This is a genomic window from Sinorhizobium sp. 7-81, assembly GCF_030124405.1.
Classification (GTDB): domain Bacteria; phylum Pseudomonadota; class Alphaproteobacteria; order Rhizobiales; family Rhizobiaceae; genus Sinorhizobium; species Sinorhizobium psoraleae.
This window is the reverse complement of record NZ_JASKLT010000002.1, coordinates 251,091-270,702: the sequence shown is the minus strand read 5'-3', so window position 1 is coordinate 270,702 and position 19,612 is coordinate 251,091. Positions and strand designations below refer to the sequence as shown.

The following is a 19,612-nucleotide window of genomic DNA, read 5'->3' as shown; positions in this document are numbered from 1 at the left end:
AGGCGAAGATCAGGCCCTCGTTTCGGATGGAGCGGGTCGTTCAGATCGGCCGGCGCGGCAGCAGTCCCTGAACGTCTTGCCTGAACCGCAAGGGCAGGGGTCGTTGCCGCGCAGTTGCAACCGGCCGATCAGGGGCAGGAGAGCTGCGGAAGGCAAAAGTCCGGCGACCAGGATCGCCAGCTTTGCGGAGATGCCCGGGACCACGAGGCGCCGGCGTGCCTTGAATCCGCGCCAGACGCGTTCGGCCACGTATTCCGCATCAAGCTTGGGCAGAACCTTGAACAGTGCTGCCCTGTTGGCACCCGACTTTTCGAGAAACTCCGTCGACACCGGTCCTGGAGCCGCGCAAGTGACGGTCACACCGGCGCGGCGCACTTCCTGATGCAGCGCCTCCGAAAAGGAACGCACGAAGCCCTTGCTCGCATAGTACAGCGCCATAAAAGGTCCGGGGGTGAAGCTTGCCACAGAGCCAAGATTGATCACGCCGCCCCGGCCACGCGCCACCATTGCCGGCAGGAAGCGGAGGGTGAGCTCGGTCACGACGCGGATATTGAGGTCGATCAACCCGAGCTGCTCGTCGAGCGGTAACGCCGCTGCTCCGCCGCGCAGGCCGTAGCCGGCGCTGTTGACGAGAACGTCGCATATCAGACGCTTTTCCGACAGGAAGTCTTCGAGACGCGCCGCCGCATCACTGGCCGTCAGGTCCAGCGCAAGCGTGAATGCCTCGCCTCCCGCCTTCTGAATTGCGACCGCCACGGCTTGAAGGTCCTCCGGCGAGCGCGCGACCAGGACCACGGTGGCGCCATCCCTTGCGGCCACTTCGGCGATTGCCTTGCCAATGCCTCGCGACGCGCCGACGACAACGACCGCTGGCCGGAACTCTTGCTTCAGCGTCATGCCGCCGATCCCGATGCCGCGGCGGCCGGAATGGTTTCGCTTCCGAAAAAGCTTGCCACTTCATCGGCGATTTCGCCGTTCAGGATCTTTTCGAACCGCTCCAGCGCGCGCGCGACATTGGCGCCGTCCATGACCCGATGATCATAATGGATGCGGACGATTACGGATCCGTCCTCGCTGATCGGACCGTAGTTGAAAATCGTGGTGAGCGGCGTCAGAGGATTGAGCGACTCGGCGCCGAGGCCGGAATAGACCGACAGCTGAAACGTACCGAAATGGCGTGCCCGCTGCCGCCCGATATTGAGGCCGAGCCACATGAGCAGCCACCGAATCGGCGCCGGTGCGCGGGCGAGCTTCAATGCGCGGCGGAACTCCTTGATCTCCTGCACGGGGCGTGATCGCGCGGCCTGGATCAGCTCTCCTAGTTCGGTGATCGAGCGGCGCTCGGGGGTCTTGATGGTGCTCAGCAGCACGACCCGCTCACCGTCATGTTCGCGCTCATGTGCGACCGAGGCGACGCTTCCCGGATATTCGTAAAGCTGGGGTCTCGGGAACTTGACGTAGGCGCGGCGGAACTCCGGCGTCTCCTTGGAGAGAAGCGCGTATCCTTTCAGGAAAAGCGCCGTCCAGGAGGGCTTGCTTTGCTGCGCCATCCTGGCTTTTTGCAGCACGCCAAGGTTCATCTGGCGCTGCACCGTGACCCGTGGCACGCCGATCGAAAACCTCATCAGATCTCCGACGAGGCGTCGTGCCGGCGAAAGCTTGATGGCTCGGCCTCGCATCATGCCACCTCTAGTAAAGATAGGGGATAATTCGCTTGGTCCTGGCCATATAGGTGCGGTACTGCGCGCCGAAGATCTCCAACATCATACGCTCCTCCTTGTCCACCCTGAGGAAAAACAGGACGGCAAAGCCGACCAGGCCGGCGAGGCCTATCACCCAGTTCGACAGCAGAAAGGCTTGGCCAAGGCCCATAAGCAGGAAGGAGGTGTACATCGGATGCCGGACGAGGGCATATGGCCCGCGGGAGATTAGTTCGTGCTTGTCGCGAATCTCCAGCGAAATGGACCAGTTGCGGCCGAGTTCCTTGTGGGTTCTGCGGAAGACCCACATCGCCGTGGCAAAGATCAACGCGCCGAGAGCGACAGCCCACGGCTGCGCCGGATAGTCGGCGGTCTCCGGAATGCCGGTGGCGACGTAAAAGCCGGGAACGATCGCAAGGCCGAGCAGGGCCGCTGCAAGCCCGACCTTCTCGGAACCCGACCGGCGGTCGCTGACAACCCGCACGCGCTTGGCGCGGCGCTCGTAAGGACGCCGAATGAAGTACCACGCGACGATGCCGAGTACCCAGATGATTTCGCCGACGGAAGCGACTGTTATGTTCACTCTAGCCCACCAAAGCTTCGCTGCGATCGGCGGCCATCGCAACGGCTGTCAAGGATGTGGCCATTACGCTCCGCTCCGACCGACAAAAGTGCTGCGGCGGAATGATCCGACCGCCGGATGAGCGGGGGGAGCACCAATTGCACTCACCCGCCGTTCATCTCCCGAAGCCTTGTAATGAATTCTTGCGGCCTGAGCCAGATGCCAGGCGTCTTATATCCCATGGAACGAGCGATGTCCGCCACGAAGGCGTTGCAGTTGTAGAGCGACGCGTGCCAGAAGCGCGCCTCGGCCTTCAGCTTTCGGATCTTCGCAACGGTTTTCTGGTACTCCGCTTCCGTCAGCAGAACGCGCCAGCTTGCCGACCTGTATTCGTCTTCCAGATCGCCGTCGCTCGCCCCTGTCTCGGCCGGAACCGGCAGGAAGTGGCCCATGACGTACGGTGCGGTATCGTTCGTAGCCGGGGCAAGTCCCGCAACTTCTGGGTTGATCATTGCTCCGGACTTGTTCGTACGCCCGAAAATCACGTAGGAGTGACCATAGCTGAGCGCGTAGCGGGAGCGGAATTCGATAAAGTAGCCGTAGTCTCTCTGCTGAGACTTTCCGGCAATTTTTGCCCCAGTGGCGTCGATACTCGAAACAAAACGTGGTTGGGGAGCCTTGTCTTCCGTCTGGCATGCCGTGGTCGCCATTGCAAGCAGGACCACGAGCGATATACGACCTCGTTTAAGCGTCATTACTACGCTCTATCTCCCGAGCTCTGATGAGCGCCATGTTGAAAGCCAGCTCCTGTGAGCTTGTGGCTTCCGCGCTGTAGATCCTAAGCCGGTGTGGCCATGAAAAAACGTGGGAAGGGTCGCGAGACCCTCCCCGCGCAAAGTTCAAATTTACTTGTAGACTGGTGCCTGTTCAACCGGCGCTGCTGCCGGTGGCGGGGCCTTCCCCTTGCCTTTGCCAATCGTCCCGCAAGCGCTCAGGCTGGCGACCGAAAACAACGCAATCATCACGATTAGAAATCTGCTCATCAGAAGTCCTTTCCTCAATACTCGGAATGGGTTATCGAAGGCAACATTTGAAGTAATAGTGGCGAATTGCGACTCGGCCTAGTGCAGAAAGGACACAGTTGCCATCCGGTTTGTCGCTGCCGAACTTTCGACGGTGTCCCAAAAACACACAGGTTGATTATTTATACCGAAAATTTAGGGGAAACACCATCAGATGATCAATACCGGCGTTCCCACGGGCGTGCGGCTGTAGAGATCGACGATATCCTCGTTCGTCAAGCGAATGCAACCGTTCGAAACCGCCTGGCCTATCGTCCAGGGCTCGTTCGTCCCGTGCAGGCGGAACATGGTGTCCTGGCCGCCACGATAGAGGTAAAGCGCCGACGCGCCAAGGGGATTATGTGGTCCGCCGGAGACACCGCCCGCATACTGCGCCAGGTGCGGTTTGCGCCGAATCATGCTGGCGGTTGGCGTCCAGGACGGCCATTCCGCCTTGCGGCCAACGACCGCCCTGCCTTTCATCGTCAGCCCCTCTTCGCCGACGCCGATTCCGTAGCGGGTCGCCCAGCCACCCTCTTCGACCGAGTAGAGGTAACGTTCCGTCGTGTCGACGACGATGGTTCCGGCCGGCTCGGGTCCGTCATAGCGCACATGCCGCCTTCTGTAGCGACGATCCACGCCGGAGGTACTTGGGAGCAGCGATGGGATTCCCACGCCTTGCCAGGTTGCACTACATCCAGAGGTCAACAGAGCCAGACTGCCCAAAACGAGCATCCGGCGCGTAATTTGGTCATTGTCCATCTTTACCTGCTGAGCAAATTGATGCGCCCCCGATTCGTCTTTAACACTGCAGCGCGTGGCGGCCAAGTGTTGCACGCCGATTAAGATGGCTGGCGAGGGTAGAAAGCGCGAACGGTGAACATCTTCGTTCGTTGTCGAAAGCATCTGCGAGATAAGCGTGGTATATCTGTGATGGCGCGTAGATCAGGCGAGGAACAGGAGCGGGATCAACAGGCGTTTTCTCGTGAGCTTGCCAGGATTCTCGGCCCGGCGAATCGGTCGCCGCTCCGGGTAGCTTGTGAAACGTCTTGCGGGCTCGCGCCCGCTCGATTAGGTCGAACGACGGCAATAAGGATAGACAAATGAAACTTGGCTTCGAGGGAAAGGTTGCGGTCGTGACCGGCGCGGGTTCCGGAATTGGCGCGGCTGTTTCCCGGCAGCTCGGTGGCGAGGGAGCCGAGGTCGTTGTTGCCGATCTGGGTGCTGACGCCGCGCGCCGAATCGCCGCCGAGATTCGCTCGGCCGGAGGCAAGGCCCATGATTTCGCCGTCGATGTAGCCGACGCCGAAGCTGTGGAAAAGTTGATAAAGTTCGCCGTCGATGAATGCGGCGGCCTGCATCTGGCGGTCAACAATGCCGGGATCGACGGCATCCGCAAGCCGACGGCCGACTATCCGCTCGACGAATGGCACAAGGTGATGAACGTCAACCTGAACGGCGTTTTCTACTGTATGAAGTACGAGATCGCCGCGATGCTGGCGCAGGGCGGTGGCGCGATCGTCAACATGTCTTCCATTCTCGGTTCGGTCGGTCTGCCGACTGCGGCCGCCTATACCGCAGCAAAGCACGGCCTGGTCGGCCTGACGAAGGTCGCCGCCATGGAATATGCGCGGATCGGCGTCCGCATCAATGCCGTCGGTCCCGGCTGGATCGAAACGCCGCTGTTGTCGGAGCATGCCGACATTGCGAGCACCCGGCGCATGATGTCGCTGCAGCCGATGGGAAGGCGCGGCACGCCGGAAGAGGTCGCCTCCCTCGTGTGCTTCCTCCTCTCCGAGCAGGCGAGCTTCATCACCGGAAGCGTCCACCTGGTGGACGGCGCCTACACTGCCCATTGAGGGGCACGCATTCCGGCGATTCCTCCGATCTTCTCTCGCTAACGGCCTGTGGAAAGCAGCGGAACTGCTCGCCCCTGTTTTGATTGGTTTTGCCGGGCCGTGAGACGGCGGACCGCTGCGCGCTGACTGCGATTGCCATTCCTGTTGTCGACTGTGCCTGCGACGCTACCTGACCGTGTGCTTCCGCCGAGGAAGGAGAGGCGTGATCTCAACAACAACTCATCGACAATAAAAACGTTTATATTTCGATTGAAATCGTTTTTATTGCCTGCTAGTGAACGCGAGGTTGCCAAGGTCGGGGAGGATGCATGGCCGCGGAGAATCGCACAGCGCGCCGTAGCGCACCGCCAACGATCAAGACTCTGGCGGACATCACCGGCTATTCGATCGCCACGATTTCGAAGGCGCTCCGCGGTTCACCGGTGGTCGCGCCCGCGACCCGGGAGGTGATCTTCAAGGCGGCGCGCGAGGCCGGCTATCAGGCCAATGCACGCGGCATGGCCCTTAGAACCGGCCGGACCTGCCAGGCAGCCGTGTTGATGCCGGTGACCGCGGCGCAAAACTACGAGTGGGACGGCGTCGAATATACTCAGATCCTGAGCGGCATCAGCCAGGCGCTGGACGGCAGCGATTATCGCATGTCGGTGCATGTCGTTCGGGATGCGGCGGAGGGCTGTGACGTCGCACGCCGGGTCATCGACCAGGGGCTGGCCGACGGGTTGATTTTTTCGGGCATCCTCGACGACGATCCGCGCATCGATCTTCTGGTGGAGAGCCGGTTTCCGTTCGTATCGCTTGGCCGATGCCGCCAACCGCTCGACTATGCCCATGTCGACATCGACAACGAGTGGGCGGCGCATGCGGCGACGGCAAGGCTGATTGCTGGCGGTCACCGCCGCATCGCCCTGGTCAACCCGGAGCGGCGCCTTTCTTATGCGCTCGACAGGATCGACGGTTTTACGCGCGCCTTCCGCGAAGCGGGACTGCCAGCCTCTCATGATCTTGTCGCCGAGGGCGATCTTTCAACGCAGTTCGGCAGGGAAAGCGCCGCTCGCCTCCTGCAGGCGGCGGAACCGCCGACAGCCTTTGTCTGCATCAACGAATCGACGACCCTCGGTGTACTTTCGGCCCTTGGCAGTCTCGGACGGCAGGTGGGTGTCGACATCGATGTCATCGCCTATGACGACATCAATGTCAGCGCCTATTTCACGCCGCCGATTACCACCTTCTACCAGCCGATCGAAGTTCTCGGGCGCACGCTCGGTGAGTTCCTGTTGCGGCGCATGGCGGGCGAGGAGCCAAAGGAACTGCGCCAGATCTTCCGGCCGAAGCTGATCGAGCGGCAGCCGGACAGCCTCGGCGGGCGTCTCGTCGGGTAGAGAGATCCACAATTCACAACGGAGGAGAAAACGTGAAGACATTTGTGATTGCCCTTGCGCTGTCGGCCCTGGCATCCGGCGCCGCCCACGCCGCCGATCTCGGCGGCCAGCTCCTGAAAGTCGGCTCGGACACGACGTCGCCGCCGATGGAAAGTGTCGATCCGGCGACCGGGCAGGTCATCGGATTCGACGTCGACGTGGTCAATGCCATCTGTGCCAAGATCCATTGCCAGGCGGAATTCGTGACCACCGGCTGGGACGGCATTTTCACCGCGCTCGATCAGGGCAACTTCGACCTCGTCGCCTCTGGCGTCTCGATCACCGAGGAGCGCAAGAAGGCCATGGACTTCTCAGACCCCTATATCGTCAACAGCCAGGCCGTGCTGGTGCGCGTCGAGGATCAGGGTGCGTCCCTCGATGATTTCAAGACCAAGGGCAAAAAGCTTTCCGCCCAGGCCAACACCACCGACGCGCAGGTCGCCGAGGGTGTCGTCGGCAAGGAGAACGTCGTTGCCTATGACAGTTTCAGCGCGGCGATCATCGCGCTCAAGAACAAGGATGTGGACGGCGTCGTCATCAACGGCGCCAATGCCGCGGCCTACGAACGCGAATTCGCCGGCGAGCTCGTTGTTGGGATTAAGGACCTCGAATCCGATCCGCTCGGCCTCGTCTTCCGCAAGGGCGACGCCAATGTCGCGGCCTTCAACGAAGGGCTGAAGATGATCAAGGACGACGGCACGCTGGATCAACTCGTCGACAAATATTGGGGCCTCAAATAGGCCGACCGCCGACTTGATCCGACTGTCCCGGAGCGCGTTGTCCGTTCCGGGACCAGGAACTTTCCGGAACATACTCCTCGGAGAAATGAATGTCGTTTCTGAGAAGCGTGCGGCCCAGCAATCTGATCATCCTGACCGCGCTGCCATTCATCGTCTATCTCTTTGCTTCCTCCGGGGACTACCAGCGCTCGCTGCGGGCGATACTCGGCGTGGAGAACGGTTCCTCCGCCTTCGTACCGGGCTTTCTGACCTTGACGATCGCGTTTGCGTCCGGCATCGCCGTTCTGCTCCTTTCGCGGACGAAGGCATACCGCCCGCGGCTGTCGACGGCCGCCGCCATACTCAATCTTGTGGCCGCCGCCGTCCTTCTCTCAAGCGGCACCATTCATCCCTTCGTTGCCTCCGTCGTCGCCAATGCCGTCGACCCCTTCACGTCTTCTCTCGTGGTCAAGGGCGTGACGCCCCGCCAGTTGACGGAAGCGGCCGACCTCGCGGTGCACGGTGTCGAATCCGTACTCTACCCGGCCTATTTCGGGATGACCCTGCTGGGACTTGGCCTTTTCTTCGCCGGCACGCACAACACCGACGCGGCGGACAGCCGGCTCCGCAGCGTCGGGGGCTGGATCCTCGGTCTTGTCAATGGCGCGGGTTTGATCTTCATCTTTTTCTTCGCACACATCGCCTTTGCCGCCGGGGTTGCGACGACGATCCGCGCCGCCATCGCCGCCTATATTCTCGCGGCGGTCATGGGGCTCATCTGGGTCGGCCTGCTGCAACTGCACTACACCGCACGCACGAGCCTGCTTTTCGCGCTGGCGACCCTCGCACTTGCCCTCGTGTCCGCCTGGTTCCTGCTGCAGCCGCGCGAGGCCTATGTGCTTGCAGGCTCGCTCGAGGGCAAGGTGGCGATCGTCAGCAACACGCCGTCCGGCCTGATCGGTGCCGTGCGCTTCGGCCAATATCCGGGTGCGCCCGAAAAAGAGTCCGCCGTCAGGACCTTCCTTGGACCGACCGAAGCGGTCACGGCCGCGGAGAAGAAGGACGTGACGGCTGCGCTTTTGCCTAAGGCGGCAGTTCCCGCAGGTTGGCCGGTACTCTGGGAAACCGAAACGCTGAACGACCGGGACCGGTCGGCTGGCATCACCTTCGCGGTGCTCGCCATCATCCTCGGCCTGCTCACCTTCGGCGGCTACCTGCATAGGCGCCATCCGCTGGCGATCGGCTCGGAGTTCGTCGTCGATACCATTCGCGGCATACCGATGCTGGTGATCGTGCTCTATGTCGGCCTGCCCCTGAGCGGCGCCTTGAAGGATGCGACCCAAGGCGTCCTCGACCCGCCTAACCTGATGCGCGGCATCGTCGCGATGGCGCTTGCCTATTCGGCCTATCTCGCCGAAATCTTTCGCTCCGGCATCAATGCCATTCCCGTCGGCCAAATCGAGGCGGCGCGCAGCATCGGTCTCAACCGCTGGCAGACGGCGCGGCTCGTCGTGCTGCCGCAGGCCTTCCGGATCATCATCCCGCCGCTCGGCAACGAGTTGATCGCCATTCTCAAGGACACGTCGCTGCTGTCGATCCTGTCGATCCGCGACATCACCCAGCGCATGCGCGAGTTCCAATCAGCAAGCTTCCTGCCCTTTGCACCCTATAACTCGGCAGCGATCTTCTACATCTTCCTGACGCTTGCGGCGGCGAGCCTCGTCAACATGATTGAGCGAAAATATGACATCAAGCATCGATAGGAGGAGCACCATGACCGGCCCCACGGTCCTTATCACCGGCGCTTCCCGCGGTCTCGGCCTGGAACTCGCACGGGTCTATGCCGGTTCCGGCTGGCAGGTGATTGCCTGCGGGCGTTCCGTCTCGGCTTCGATTGACCCCGGGCTCGCCCGGCGAAGGCTGGATGTCGCGGATAGCAATTCGATCGCCACATTGGCGCGCGAACTCGACGGTCTGCCGATCGACCTCCTGATCAACAATGCCGGAATTCGCGGCGACACGGGCGGCTTGGGGACGCTCGAGCCGGAGGAGTTCCTCGAGGTCATGCGCGTCAACGCATTGGCGCCGCTTCTTCTGGTGCGGGCGCTTCTGCCCAACATCCTCGCCGGCGAGCGCCGGATTGTCGCCAATATCAGCAGCCGTGCCGGATCGCTGGCCGAGGGTACGCTCGACGACGATGAGGGCGACTATGCCTATCGCTGCTCCAAGGCGGCGCTGAACATGGCGACGGTGAAGCTCGCTCAGGATCTGCGTAAGCGCGGAGTTGTGGTTCTGTCGCTGCATCCAGGCTGGGTGAAGACCGACATGGGCGGCGAGGCGGCGACAGTTCCGATCACCGAGAGCGCAGCCGGGCTCAAAGCGGTCATCGACAAAGCGGGGGTCGCCAATAGCGGCAGCTTCCTCGCTTTCGACGGCAAACGGGTTTCATGGTGAAAATGTGAGCGGGATCATGGCGACGAAGGAATTGGGCGGACAGGAGATGACGGCGATCAAAAAGCTGCTCACCGAGACCTATGGCATGGAGGGAGAGATCTCCGCGCTGCCGGGCGAGCACGATCTCAATTTCCGTATTCGCGCGAGCGACGGCAGTTCTTTCCTGCTGAAGCTGCATGCGGCGGGTGCTTCGGAAGAGCTCGACATGCAGGTCGCCGTTCTCGAGCACCTGGCCCTGGCAGCGCCGGCATTGCCCGTCTCCCGCGCCCTGCCGGATCGTTCCGGGGTGCTGCTCAGTTCCGTCGACTTCAAGGGCGTGCGCCTTGCCCGGCTCCTCACCTGGCTGCCCGGCGAAACCTGGGCGGGGGCTTCGAACCGCAGCGCCGTAAGCGTCGAGACATTGGGAGCCTTGCTCGGCGCGCTCGACCGCGCCCTGACGGGCTTCGGTCATCCGGGTGCAGGGCGCGTTTACGGCTGGGATCTCGCCCGGGCCGAGATGCATCGCACCCATGTCGATCTGATCGCGGACGAGGAAAAGCGCAACGTGGTTCGCGCCATTCTCGATCATTTCGTTTCCGCCGTGCTGCCGCGCCTGAAAGCTTGCCCGCGGCAGGTGATCCACAACGACGCCAACGACTACAATGTGCTTCTCGACGCCGATGGACGCGTCAGCGGTCTGCTCGACTTCGGTGACATGGTCGAGACTTTTCGCGTCATCGAGATCGCGGTGGCCTCCGCCTATGCATTGATCGGCGCGGAGGATGCGGTCGGCACCATCGCCCGCCTTGCCGGCGCTTATCACGGCGCCAACTCGCTTACGGAAACTGAAGTCGAGCTGATCTTCGACCTCGTGCGCACCCGCTACGCCGTCAGCATCTGCATGGCAGCAAAACAGATCCGCGACAATCCTGAGAACACCTATCTGCTCGTCAGCCAGGAGGATGTCTGGCGCGAACTGCAGCGAATCGAGCGCGAAAACCGGGCAATTGCCGTTGCTCGCCTTCGCGATGCCTGTGGCTTCGAACCGGTTCCGACGGCGGCGCGGATCGTGCGCTGGCTCGAGCAGAACGCCCATGATTTTTCGGGGATCATAAGGCCGGCAGTCTCGAAGCCAAAGGCCGCGGTCTTCGATTTTTCGGCAAGCGGGCTCGCTGCGAACGACTGGGCGACACTTGACAAGGCGGAGGCGGAAGCCCGGATCGAGGCACTTATCCGCAACGAGGGCGCGGACTTCGGCCTTGGCCTCTATGGCGAGGACCGCGCGGTCTACAAGGGGGATGCCTATCGGACGACGGTCGCGAGCCAGCGGCGCACCGTCCATCTCGGCGTTGATATTTTTGCGCCGGCCGGCGAATCCGTTCATGCACCGTTTGCGGGCAAGGTCGCCTTCTACCATGACGACGCCGTGGCGCACGGTTTCGGTCCGACGGTGCTCATCGAGCATGTGACCGCCGAGGGTGACGTGTTCTGGACGCTTTACGGTCACCTGTCGCGCGAGAGCGCGGAAAAACTTGCGATCGGTCAGCCGATCGCCAAGGGAGAGGCTTTCGCGGCCCTAGGCGCCCGCGATGAAAACGGCGGTTGGGTGCCGCATCTGCATTTCCAGATCGTTACCGACCACCTCGGTCTCGAAGCGCGGATGCATGGCGTCGGCGTGCGCGACCAATGGCAGATCTGGCGCGAGGTGAGCCCTGATCCGAGCGTCGTGCTCGGGCTTTCGGTGCCGGCGTCGGTCACCGTTGCGCGCGACAAGGAATTTCTGGTGCGCGAACGCCATCGCCGCATCGGCCGGTCGTTGAGCATCGCCTACAGCGCGGCACCCCTGAAGATCGTCAGCGGTGAAGGCGCTCACCTTATCGACGAGGAGGGAAAACGCTGGCTCGACATGGTCAACAATGTCTGCCATGTCGGCCACTGCCATCCGCGTGTGGTCAAGGCGGCCGAGACGCAAATGGCGCGGCTCAATACAAATTCGCGCTATCTGCACGACAGCCTGGTCGAATATTCGCGGCGGCTGACCGCACTCTTCCCCAACCCCCTGAACGTCTGCTTCTTCGTCAATTCCGGCAGCGAGGCGAATGATCTCGCGATCCGGCTCGCCCGTGCCCATACCGGCAACCGCGACATCATCACCGTCGATCACGCCTATCACGGCCATCTCTCGAGCTTGATCGACGTCAGTCCCTATAAATTCGCCGGCAAAGGCGGGGAGGGCAGGCCGGCGCATGTGCGCGTCGCCGAGATGCCGGATCTCTACCGTGGCCGCCACCGCTACGGCGATGCCGATGCCGGGGCGAAATATGCCGAAGACGTCAAACGTCAGGTCGAAGCGCTGGCGGCGGAGGGCCGCAAGCCGGCGCTGTTCTTCAGCGAGGGCGTTTTGGGGACCGGCGGCCAATTGGTCCTGCCGGAAGGATATCTGGAGCAGGCTTACTCCCATGTGCGCGCTGCCGGCGGATTGTGCCTGGCGGACGAGGTGCAGGTGGGCTTCGGCCGTGTCGGCACTCACATGTGGGCGCACGAGACCCAAGGCGTCGTGCCCGATATCGTCACCATGGGAAAGCCGATCGGCAACGGTCATCCGATGGCGGCCGTTGTCACCACCGAGGCGATCGCGGCGACCTTTGCCAACGGCATGGAATACTTCAACACCTTCGGCGGCAATCCGGTTTCGGCCGAGATCGGACTTGCCGTACTCGACGTCATTCGCGACGAGCGGCTGGTTCACCATTGCGGGGTCGTCGGCAAGCGTTTGATGGATGGCGCGCGCCGGCTTGCGGAGCGGCACCCGACCATCGGCGACGTGCGTGGCCACGGCCTCTTCAACGGCATCGAACTCGTGCGCGATCGCGATACTCTGGAGCCGGCCGCGAGCGAGCTCGACTTCGTCATCGCCGAGATGAAGAGGAAGCACCGGATCCTGCTTTCAAGCGAAGGACCGCATCACAACGTGCTGAAGATAAAGCCGCCGGCACCCTTCAGCGCAGAGAACTGCGACTATTTCCTCGATGCGCTCGACGAGGTGCTGGCAAGGGTTGCGAGGGGTTGATCAACCGGTCGCGGGCGGAGCCGTCCAGAGTCGAATCCGGCTGCAGTGGTGTCCACACCCCCTCTGCCCTGCCGGGCCGACCGTGGAGGGACGGACCTCGACCAGGCGGGTCGGCCTCGGACGCGCTGGCTGACATTAGTCACTCTTCGCCATTTGTCTTCGTATTGCGCTCAGCTGAGTTCTTGGGCGAGTCCGATGAGAAGCCCTTCAGGCCCACGGATGTAGCAGAGCCGATACGTGTCTTTATACTGGACTACTTCGCCTACGAGCTGCGCGCCATGCGTGCGAAGCCTTTCGAGCGTCTCGTCGATGTCGTCCACGGTGAACATGACGCGGAGGTAGCCGAGAGCGTTGACCGGGGCGTTCCGGTGATCTGCGACGACAGGCGGCGTGAGGAAGCGGGAGAGCTCGATCCGGTTGTGGCCGTCCGGTGTGCGCATCATGGCAATCTCGACACGCTGATCGCCCAGTCCAGTGACGCGTCCGGCCCATTCTCCTTCGATCGTGGCCTGTCCTTCGAGCTCGAGGCCGAGTTCGCGAAAGAAATCGATCGTGCCTCCGAGGTCTTCGACGACGATTCCTACGTTGTCCATCCGCTTGAGCGCCATGTTCCCAATCTCCAAGGTGTCGTTCCAATCTACAAGGTGTCGCCTAGTCCAACAACGGGACGCTTGCGGTGCCCCAACAGCGGCGGCCATCCGGGCCTGAGTCGCTGCTGTCGACATCAGAAACTTGAATCATGGCCGCCTCAAAACGGCCGGCACATTCAACCGGCCTCTGAGATGCAGTTTTCGCTTTACAAAAAAGTTAAACGTTTTTATCGTGAATAAAAACGTTTAACTAAACGATGAAACGGCGACAGTGATCGCCTTATGCGCTTTGGGGAGAGATTTTTTTGGCAGCGATCCGCATCGAAAATCTTCGCAAGGGCTTCGGCTCGCTGGAAGTGTTGAAGGGCATCGACCTCGACATCGCCGACGGCGAGTTCGTCTGCTTCCTCGGCCCATCGGGCTGCGGCAAGAGCACGTTGCTGCGCTCGATCGCCGGGCTTGAAAATCTCGATGGCGGCTCGATCCGCCTGGGCGAGCGTGACATCACCGACTTGCCGTCGGCGAAGCGCGACATTGCGATGGTGTTCCAAAATTACGCGCTCTACCCGCACATGAACGTCCGCAAGAATCTCTCCTTCGGCCTGGCGCTGAACGGCATGAAGCGCGACGAGATCGAACGGCGCGTCACGAACGCGGCCGAGGTGTTGCGCATCACCGAGCTTCTGAACCGCAAGCCGCGCCAGCTTTCCGGTGGCCAGCGCCAGCGCGTGGCGATCGGCCGGGCGATTGTGCGCGAGCCGAAGCTGTTCCTGCTCGACGAGCCGCTCTCCAATCTCGATGCGGGGCTACGCGTGACGATGCGTGTCGAGCTCGCGGCCCTGCACGAGCGTCTCGCCGTTTCGATGATCTATGTGACGCATGATCAGGTGGAGGCGATGACGCTCTCCGACCGCGTCGTCGTGCTCGACAAGGGCAAGGTCAGCCAGTTCGGCACGCCGCTGGAACTGTTCTATCGGCCGGCAAACCTCTTCGTCGCAGGGTTCATCGGCTCCCCCCGCATGAATTTCCTCAGCGCCAACGTGGCGGACGAGAGCGAGACGGGCCTGAGGCTTGTCGGCGGCGGGCTCGCGCGGGAGCTTTCGCTCGACACGCTTTCGCCCGCGCCGATCGGCCGCGACTGCCCCGTGACGCTTGGAATTCGCCCGGACAAGTTGGCGTTGACATCGCCCGATGAAGCGCATCTTGCCGGCAATGTCAGGCTCGTCGAACGCCTCGGCACCGAAAGCCACGTCCATATCAGCCTCGAAGGCGGCGGTGATCTGACCGCCGTCGTGCGCGGCACGCATCCCGTCTCAACCCGCGAGCGCGTCCATATCCGCATTCCTTCCGAGCATTGCCATCTCTTCGATGCCGACGGGAAGGCGATCGAACGGCCGCTCGATGCCGAGACGCGGGCGCTCATCAAACAAGAAAAGGGAAGGGGCCCGCGCGGCCCGGTTTTGGAGGAGAGACATGCATAAGATGACGAAGTCGATCGTCGGCTCGCTTTTGGCGCTTGCGCTGACGGGAGCGACCACACGGGCGGAAGAGACCTTGCGTTTCGCGACCTGGGACACGGATGAAAGCCTTGCAATCCAGCAGGCGATCGCAAAGAAATTCGAGGAAAAGCATCCGGGCGTGAAGGTCCAGGTCGAACCCTATGCGGACGGTTACGACCAGAAGCTCGTCGCCGCCTTCGGCGCCGGCAATCCGCCGGACGTCATGTATATGTGGAATTTTCCGCAATATTACACGTCGTTGATGCCGCTCGACGAGCTGATCGCGCGGGATGCCGCCGAGATCAAGCCGGACGATTTTCCTCAAGGGTTGATGAACACGACGCGCGTCGAGGGCAAGACCTACGGCATGCCCTCGGGCTTTACCACCCAGGTCGTCTTCTACAACAAGGACATGTTCGCCAAGGCCGGCGTTGAGCAGCCGAAGGACGGCTGGACCTGGGAGGACCTGCGCGCCAAGGCCGCGAAGTTCCGCGATGAGGCGAACAAGGTCTATGGCTTCGCCGTCGACGCCAAACCTGACCCCTATGACTTCGAGCAGTTCCTGTGGTCGAACGGCACCAAATACATCTCCGACGACGGCAAGGAGATCGATGGCTATATGAACAGCGATGCGGCCGCCGAGGTGCTCGACATGTTCGCCGATATGGCCAAGACGCAGGAGGCGGTGACCCTCAATCTCGGCGACGATACGTCGGGCGCGACGCTCTTCAAGGGCAGCAAGATCGCCATGTTCCAGAGCGCCATGTGGTCGAAGGCGGGCATCGATGCTGCCGGCTTCAACTATGGCGTGGCGCCGCTGCCGAAGTTCGGCGACCATGTCGCCCATTCAGCGCTCGGTGTATCGGCGATTTCGATCGCCAAGGACGCCGCCCATCCGGATCTCGCCTGGGAATTTGTAAAGTTCTTCTCTTCGCCGGAAGCGGTTGCCATGCGCACCAACGACCTGCCGGTCCGCACCAGCGTCGCCGAAGAGAAGGGGATGACCACGGACCCGGTCTACAAGCCGTTCTTCGACATTCTCGCCACCTCTGACACCGAAATCCACGCGTATTTGAAGAACGAGAACTGGGGCAAGATCCAGGACAACCTGGCGCGCGCCATCGAGGCGACGATGATCGATCAGGGCAACGCCAAGGCGCATCTGGACGATGCCGTGGCTCGCTCGAAGCGACTGTTGAAATAAGCGAGGAACGGGGAAATGGATATGGCCTATGCCGGAACGCAGACAGGAGCCGCGCCCCGCAAGCGTGCGAGCGCAATGCGTCACATTGCGCCCTATCTGTTCATTTCCCCGTGGATCCTCGGTTTCCTGTTCTTCACGCTCGGGCCGCTCCTGTTCTCGCTGACGATGAGTTTCTTCGACTGGCCGGTGGTCGGCGAGCGCACCTTCGTCGGCTTCGACAACTACCGTTCGATGTTCACCGAGGACCCGCAATTCTGGGAGAGCCTCTGGATCACCGTGAAGTTCGCGGCGATCTACGTGCCGTTCAACATCGTCATGTCGTTCTTCCTGGCGCTGATGCTGCACCACGTGACCTTTGCCAGCGGCTTCTTCCGCACCGCCTTCTATCTGCCAAGCGTCATTTCCGGCGTCGCGCTGGTGACGATCTGGAGCTGGATCTACAGCAGGGAATACGGGCTCTTGAACTTCATGCTGTCGCTCGTCGGAATCGACGGCCCGAACTGGCTCGGCGATCCCAATCTCGCGATCGTCGCGATTATCATCGCCAGCCTCTGGGGGCTCGGCGGCACGATGCTGATTCTGCTCACAGGCCTCAAGGCGATCCCGAAGGAGCTTTACGAGGCCGCGACCATCTCTGGCGTGCCGGGCTGGGCCCAGATGCTGTTCATCACGCTGCCGATGCTCGGGCCGATGCTCGTCTTCACCTTCATCACCTCGATCATCTCCGCCTTCCAGCAACTGACGATCGCGCTGCTTTTGACGAGGGGTGGTCCGCTCGGTTCAACCTATTTCTTCGCCATGTATGTCTACGACAACGCCTTCAAATATTTCGACATGGGTTATGCCGCAGCCGGCTCCTGGGTGATGTTCGTCATCGTGCTTGCCTTGAGCCTCATGGTGATGCGCTGGTCTGCCGCCTGGGTCTACTACGAAGGCGAGATCCGCCAGGCCGACGGAGAGCGCAATGCGTAAGACCTTCCTCTATTCGGCGCTGATCCTTGCCTCCGCGCTTTTCATCGCGCCCTTCTACTGGACCTTCATGACGGCGATCAAAAGCTCGGCCGAACTCTATCAGTTCCCGCCGGTCTTCTGGCCGTCCGAATGGCGCTGGGAGAACTTTGCCGCCGCCTGGAGCAAGCAGCCGTTCGGCACCTATCTCACGAACTCGCTGATCGTCGTCGTCTTCTCGACGGTCGGGCAACTACTCTCGAGTTCGCTCGTCGCCTTCGGCTTTGCCCGCTTTCGATTTCCCGGGCGCGATGCGCTCTTCATCCTGTTGCTCGCAACGATGATGATTCCGTGGGACGTGAAGATGATTCCGCTCTACATGGAGTTCAACATGCTGGGCTGGATCAACACGCTCAAACCATTGATCGTGCCCGCCTATTTCGCCGATGCGTTCTTCGTCTTCCTGCTCCGGCAATACATCATGACGGTGCCGATGGAGATCGACGAGGCGGCGCGGATGGACGGGGCGAACAGCTTCGACATCTATTGGCGCATTCATCTGCCCCTGATGATGCCGGCGCTGGTGCTCGTCGGGACCTTCCATTTCATGAATGCCTGGAACGATTATCTCGGTCCGCTGATCTTCCTCAACGACCAGTCGAAATACACGCTGACGCTCGGGCTTTCGATGTTCAAGGGCCTGCATGAGGTCGACGTGACCTCGATTGCGGCGATCACCGTGATCCTCTGCCTGCCGCCGCTCGTGCTCTTTTTCCTGGCGCAGCGCTACATCATGGATGGCGCGGTCGGCTCATCGGTGAAAGGTTAGGCCATGCTGTTCGATATCGAGCATGTTCCCTTCAGCCGAAGGGGACGGTTCCTGACGCTGTCGATGATGCGGGTGCCGGGCCGTGAGAGCGAGCGCGCCCTCTATCTGAGACACGTCAGCGGCGGTGACGAGCGTCCCTCGCTTGGTCGACTCTGCCGCGTCGAATTCCTGGATCGGACAGGAGAAATCGCCGAGGCTCGCTTCGAGTTGTCGCCGGACCAGTTCGTCGCGCGGATCGGCGAGGGTTGCGTGCGTTTCGTGATCGGCGAGGGCGAGCGGCTGCATCTGAAAGGCGAGCGCGGGGGCGTTCGCTTCCATCTCGAAGGCTCGCGCTACGACTATGTCTACCGCACGCCCGCCGGCGAGGATTGCCTCGTCGCGGCCGCCGAAAACGTCAAGTTCATTCCAAGAGTTGTTTCAGGAGATCTTGCCGTCTCCGGTGAATGGCAGCGCGATCGTTCGACCGAGGTCTCTTTCGTCTTCTCCGGTGAAGACGGCTTCGAAGGCAACGTGGATTTCTTCCGCGCGCTGCCGCCGCTGGAAAAGGCAGGTGGCTTCGACGAGGCGCATGCCGGCGTGGCGGCGGAGTTTTCCGCCTGGTATCGATCGGTACCCGCAGGCGTGGCGGGCGGAGAGGAAGCGCACCGGCTTGCCGCCTACCTGCTCTGGGCGAATGCCGTGCCCGCCGGCGGCGCGCTGACGCGGCCGGCGATCTACATGTCGAAAAATCACATGATCAACATCTGGAGCTGGGACAACGCTTTCTCGGCGCTGGGTGTGGCGGCTTTCGATGAAAAGCTCGCCTTCGACCAGTTTGCCGCGATCTTCGATCATCAGCACCCCTCCGGCCTCTTGCCCGACTATGTGAACGACCGCGACGTGCTCTTCGCCTTTACCAAGCCGCCGGTGCACGGCTGGGCGGTGTCCTCGATCGCCGCGGCGCAGCCGGATTTCCTGACGCCCGAGCGCAAAGCCTATCTTTGCACTGCGATCGGCCGGCAGATTGCCTATTGGCTCACCTGTGCGCGAGCCGGCGAACACGAACTGCCGAGCTATTTTCATGGCAACGACAGCGGCTGGGACAATGCGAGTTTCTTTGCCAAGGGCGGCCCGGTTCTTTCTCCCGACCTGCCGGTGTTCCTGATCCTTGCCTGCGACGCCCTTGCCACGCTGCTCGCGGACAAAGCCAGCCGTGCCGCCGTCTGGTCCGAGACGGCCGACAGGCTGCAGGCGCTGCTGATCGACCGGCTGTGGACCGGCGAGACATTTGGCGCGAGGCTCGCAAGCGATCCGGGCCGCGTTGTCGACGGGGAAAGCCTGATCCAATTCATGCCGTTGCTTCTCGGTAAGCGCCTTCCGGCGGCGATCAGTAAAACGCTTGTCGCCAGGCTCAAGGCGGGCGGCTTCATTACCGAATGGGGGCCGGCGACCGAGAGCCCGCAGAGCCGCTTCTACGAAGACGACGGCTACTGGCGAGGGCCGATCTGGGCGCCGACGACCTACCTCCTTTGGGACGGCCTGCGTCGGCAGGGCGAGGGCGCGTTGGCGCGAGAAATCGCGCAAAAGTTCTGTGCACTTGCCAACAAAAGCGGTATGGCCGAAAACTTCGACGCACGGTCGGGGAGGGGCTTGCACGACCGGGCGTTCGCCTGGACGTCGGCGGTCTATCTGCTGCTGGCGCAATCCCTCTGCGACGAAAACCGGTAAAGAGTTGAACGGC

At 62.0% G+C, this 19,612-nt stretch carries 18 protein-coding genes; 11 read left to right on the top strand and 7 right to left on the bottom strand.

Features of this window, described 5'->3' with window-relative positions; genetic code table 11:
• Positions 1–9: 9 nt before the first annotated feature.
• From QN224_RS08600 to QN224_RS08575, 6 genes are all read right to left on the bottom strand, one after another.
• The gene (locus QN224_RS08600) at positions 10–897 is read right to left on the bottom strand and encodes an SDR family NAD(P)-dependent oxidoreductase (RefSeq protein WP_283976308.1); all 888 of its coding nucleotides are present in this window, start codon (positions 895–897) and stop codon (positions 10–12) included.
• Entirely contained in the window at positions 894–1,679 is a 786-nt protein-coding gene (locus tag QN224_RS08595) for a hypothetical protein (RefSeq protein ID WP_283976905.1), read from the bottom strand. The genes QN224_RS08600 and QN224_RS08595 overlap by 4 nt, the downstream gene beginning before the upstream one ends.
• Positions 1,680–1,689: 10 nt before the next feature.
• Complete coding sequence (locus QN224_RS08590) at positions 1,690–2,277, bottom strand: protein-S-isoprenylcysteine O-methyltransferase (protein ID WP_173512477.1); 588 nt, start codon at positions 2,275–2,277, stop codon at positions 1,690–1,692.
• 149 nt (positions 2,278–2,426) lie between these two features.
• Positions 2,427–3,017 carry a hypothetical protein gene (locus tag QN224_RS08585; protein WP_283976307.1) on the bottom strand — a complete coding sequence of 197 codons (591 nt, stop codon included), beginning with the start codon at positions 3,015–3,017 and terminating at the stop codon, positions 2,427–2,429.
• Between the two features lie 150 nt (positions 3,018–3,167).
• Positions 3,168–3,305: an ABC transporter gene (locus QN224_RS08580; protein WP_283976306.1), complete on the bottom strand. Its 138-nt coding sequence runs from the start codon at positions 3,303–3,305 to the stop codon at positions 3,168–3,170.
• Between the two features lie 189 nt (positions 3,306–3,494).
• Positions 3,495–4,085 (bottom strand): L,D-transpeptidase, encoded by a 591-nt coding sequence (locus QN224_RS08575; RefSeq protein ID WP_173511775.1) that lies wholly within the window; start codon positions 4,083–4,085, stop codon positions 3,495–3,497.
• Positions 4,086–4,426: 341 nt separating this feature from the next.
• Between QN224_RS08575 and QN224_RS08570 the strand changes: the two genes are divergently transcribed.
• From QN224_RS08570 to QN224_RS08545, 6 genes are all read left to right on the top strand, one after another.
• Entirely contained in the window at positions 4,427–5,182 is a 756-nt protein-coding gene (locus QN224_RS08570) for an SDR family NAD(P)-dependent oxidoreductase (RefSeq protein WP_283976305.1), read from the top strand.
• A 308-nt stretch (positions 5,183–5,490) separates the two neighbouring features.
• A complete protein-coding gene (locus QN224_RS08565) occupies positions 5,491–6,561 on the top strand; it encodes a LacI family DNA-binding transcriptional regulator (protein WP_283976304.1) in 1,071 nt (356 codons plus the stop codon).
• Positions 6,562–6,593: 32 nt separating this feature from the next.
• Entirely contained in the window at positions 6,594–7,340 is a 747-nt protein-coding gene (locus tag QN224_RS08560) for a transporter substrate-binding domain-containing protein (protein WP_283976303.1), read from the top strand.
• An 89-nt stretch (positions 7,341–7,429) separates the two neighbouring features.
• On the top strand, positions 7,430–9,082 hold the full coding sequence (locus tag QN224_RS08555) for an amino acid ABC transporter permease (RefSeq protein ID WP_283976302.1): 1,653 nt from the start codon (positions 7,430–7,432) through the stop codon (positions 9,080–9,082).
• 10 nt (positions 9,083–9,092) lie between these two features.
• Entirely contained in the window at positions 9,093–9,773 is a 681-nt protein-coding gene (locus QN224_RS08550) for an SDR family oxidoreductase (protein WP_283976301.1), read from the top strand.
• 16 nt (positions 9,774–9,789) lie between these two features.
• The gene (locus QN224_RS08545; protein WP_283976300.1) at positions 9,790–12,822 is read left to right on the top strand and encodes an aminotransferase class III-fold pyridoxal phosphate-dependent enzyme; all 3,033 of its coding nucleotides are present in this window, start codon (positions 9,790–9,792) and stop codon (positions 12,820–12,822) included.
• 170 nt (positions 12,823–12,992) lie between these two features.
• Here QN224_RS08545 and QN224_RS08540 read toward each other — a convergent pair whose 3' ends face one another.
• Positions 12,993–13,430: a VOC family protein gene (locus QN224_RS08540; RefSeq protein ID WP_283976299.1), complete on the bottom strand. Its 438-nt coding sequence runs from the start codon at positions 13,428–13,430 to the stop codon at positions 12,993–12,995.
• Between the two features lie 287 nt (positions 13,431–13,717).
• On the opposite strand from QN224_RS08540, the gene QN224_RS08535 reads away from it, so the two are divergent.
• Genes QN224_RS08535 through QN224_RS08515 form a run of 5 tightly spaced genes read left to right on the top strand, consistent with a single transcriptional unit; the run spans position 13,718 to position 19,599 of the window.
• A complete protein-coding gene (locus QN224_RS08535) occupies positions 13,718–14,893 on the top strand; it encodes a sn-glycerol-3-phosphate ABC transporter ATP-binding protein UgpC (RefSeq protein WP_283976298.1) in 1,176 nt (391 codons plus the stop codon).
• Positions 14,886–16,115 carry a sugar ABC transporter substrate-binding protein gene (locus tag QN224_RS08530; protein ID WP_210267475.1) on the top strand — a complete coding sequence of 410 codons (1,230 nt, stop codon included), beginning with the start codon at positions 14,886–14,888 and terminating at the stop codon, positions 16,113–16,115. The genes QN224_RS08535 and QN224_RS08530 overlap by 8 nt, the downstream gene beginning before the upstream one ends.
• Before the next feature lie 15 nt (positions 16,116–16,130).
• Positions 16,131–17,087 carry a sugar ABC transporter permease gene (locus QN224_RS08525; RefSeq protein WP_283976297.1) on the top strand — a complete coding sequence of 319 codons (957 nt, stop codon included), beginning with the start codon at positions 16,131–16,133 and terminating at the stop codon, positions 17,085–17,087.
• On the top strand, positions 17,080–17,892 hold the full coding sequence (locus QN224_RS08520; protein ID WP_283976296.1) for a carbohydrate ABC transporter permease: 813 nt from the start codon (positions 17,080–17,082) through the stop codon (positions 17,890–17,892). The genes QN224_RS08525 and QN224_RS08520 overlap by 8 nt, the downstream gene beginning before the upstream one ends.
• Before the next feature lie 3 nt (positions 17,893–17,895).
• Positions 17,896–19,599, top strand: a complete 1,704-nt coding sequence (locus QN224_RS08515; protein ID WP_283976295.1) for a trehalase family glycosidase — start codon at positions 17,896–17,898, stop codon at positions 19,597–19,599.
• Positions 19,600–19,612: the final 13 nt, after the last annotated feature.

Excerpts from the sequence above, each read along its gene's own strand:
- QN224_RS08530 (WP_210267475.1), top strand. The coding sequence starts at position 14,886 with ATGCATAAGATGACGAAGTCGATCGTCGGCTCGCTTTTGGCGCTTGCG.
- QN224_RS08515 (WP_283976295.1), top strand. The coding sequence starts at position 17,896 with ATGCTGTTCGATATCGAGCATGTTCCCTTCAGCCGAAGGGGACGGTTC.
- QN224_RS08550 (WP_283976301.1), top strand. The coding sequence starts at position 9,093 with ATGACCGGCCCCACGGTCCTTATCACCGGCGCTTCCCGCGGTCTCGGC.
- QN224_RS08600 (WP_283976308.1), bottom strand. The coding sequence starts at position 897 with ATGACGCTGAAGCAAGAGTTCCGGCCAGCGGTCGTTGTCGTCGGCGCG.
- QN224_RS08585 (WP_283976307.1), bottom strand. The coding sequence starts at position 3,017 with ATGACGCTTAAACGAGGTCGTATATCGCTCGTGGTCCTGCTTGCAATG.
- QN224_RS08520 (WP_283976296.1), top strand. The coding sequence starts at position 17,080 with ATGCGTAAGACCTTCCTCTATTCGGCGCTGATCCTTGCCTCCGCGCTT.
- QN224_RS08555 (WP_283976302.1), top strand. The coding sequence starts at position 7,430 with ATGTCGTTTCTGAGAAGCGTGCGGCCCAGCAATCTGATCATCCTGACC.
- QN224_RS08545 (WP_283976300.1), top strand. The coding sequence starts at position 9,790 with ATGGCGACGAAGGAATTGGGCGGACAGGAGATGACGGCGATCAAAAAG.
- QN224_RS08540 (WP_283976299.1), bottom strand. The coding sequence starts at position 13,430 with ATGGCGCTCAAGCGGATGGACAACGTAGGAATCGTCGTCGAAGACCTC.
- QN224_RS08570 (WP_283976305.1), top strand. The coding sequence starts at position 4,427 with ATGAAACTTGGCTTCGAGGGAAAGGTTGCGGTCGTGACCGGCGCGGGT.
- QN224_RS08595 (WP_283976905.1), bottom strand. The coding sequence starts at position 1,679 with ATGCGAGGCCGAGCCATCAAGCTTTCGCCGGCACGACGCCTCGTCGGA.
- QN224_RS08575 (WP_173511775.1), bottom strand. The coding sequence starts at position 4,085 with ATGGACAATGACCAAATTACGCGCCGGATGCTCGTTTTGGGCAGTCTG.
- QN224_RS08580 (WP_283976306.1), bottom strand. The coding sequence starts at position 3,305 with ATGAGCAGATTTCTAATCGTGATGATTGCGTTGTTTTCGGTCGCCAGC.
- QN224_RS08565 (WP_283976304.1), top strand. The coding sequence starts at position 5,491 with ATGGCCGCGGAGAATCGCACAGCGCGCCGTAGCGCACCGCCAACGATC.
- QN224_RS08525 (WP_283976297.1), top strand. The coding sequence starts at position 16,131 with ATGGATATGGCCTATGCCGGAACGCAGACAGGAGCCGCGCCCCGCAAG.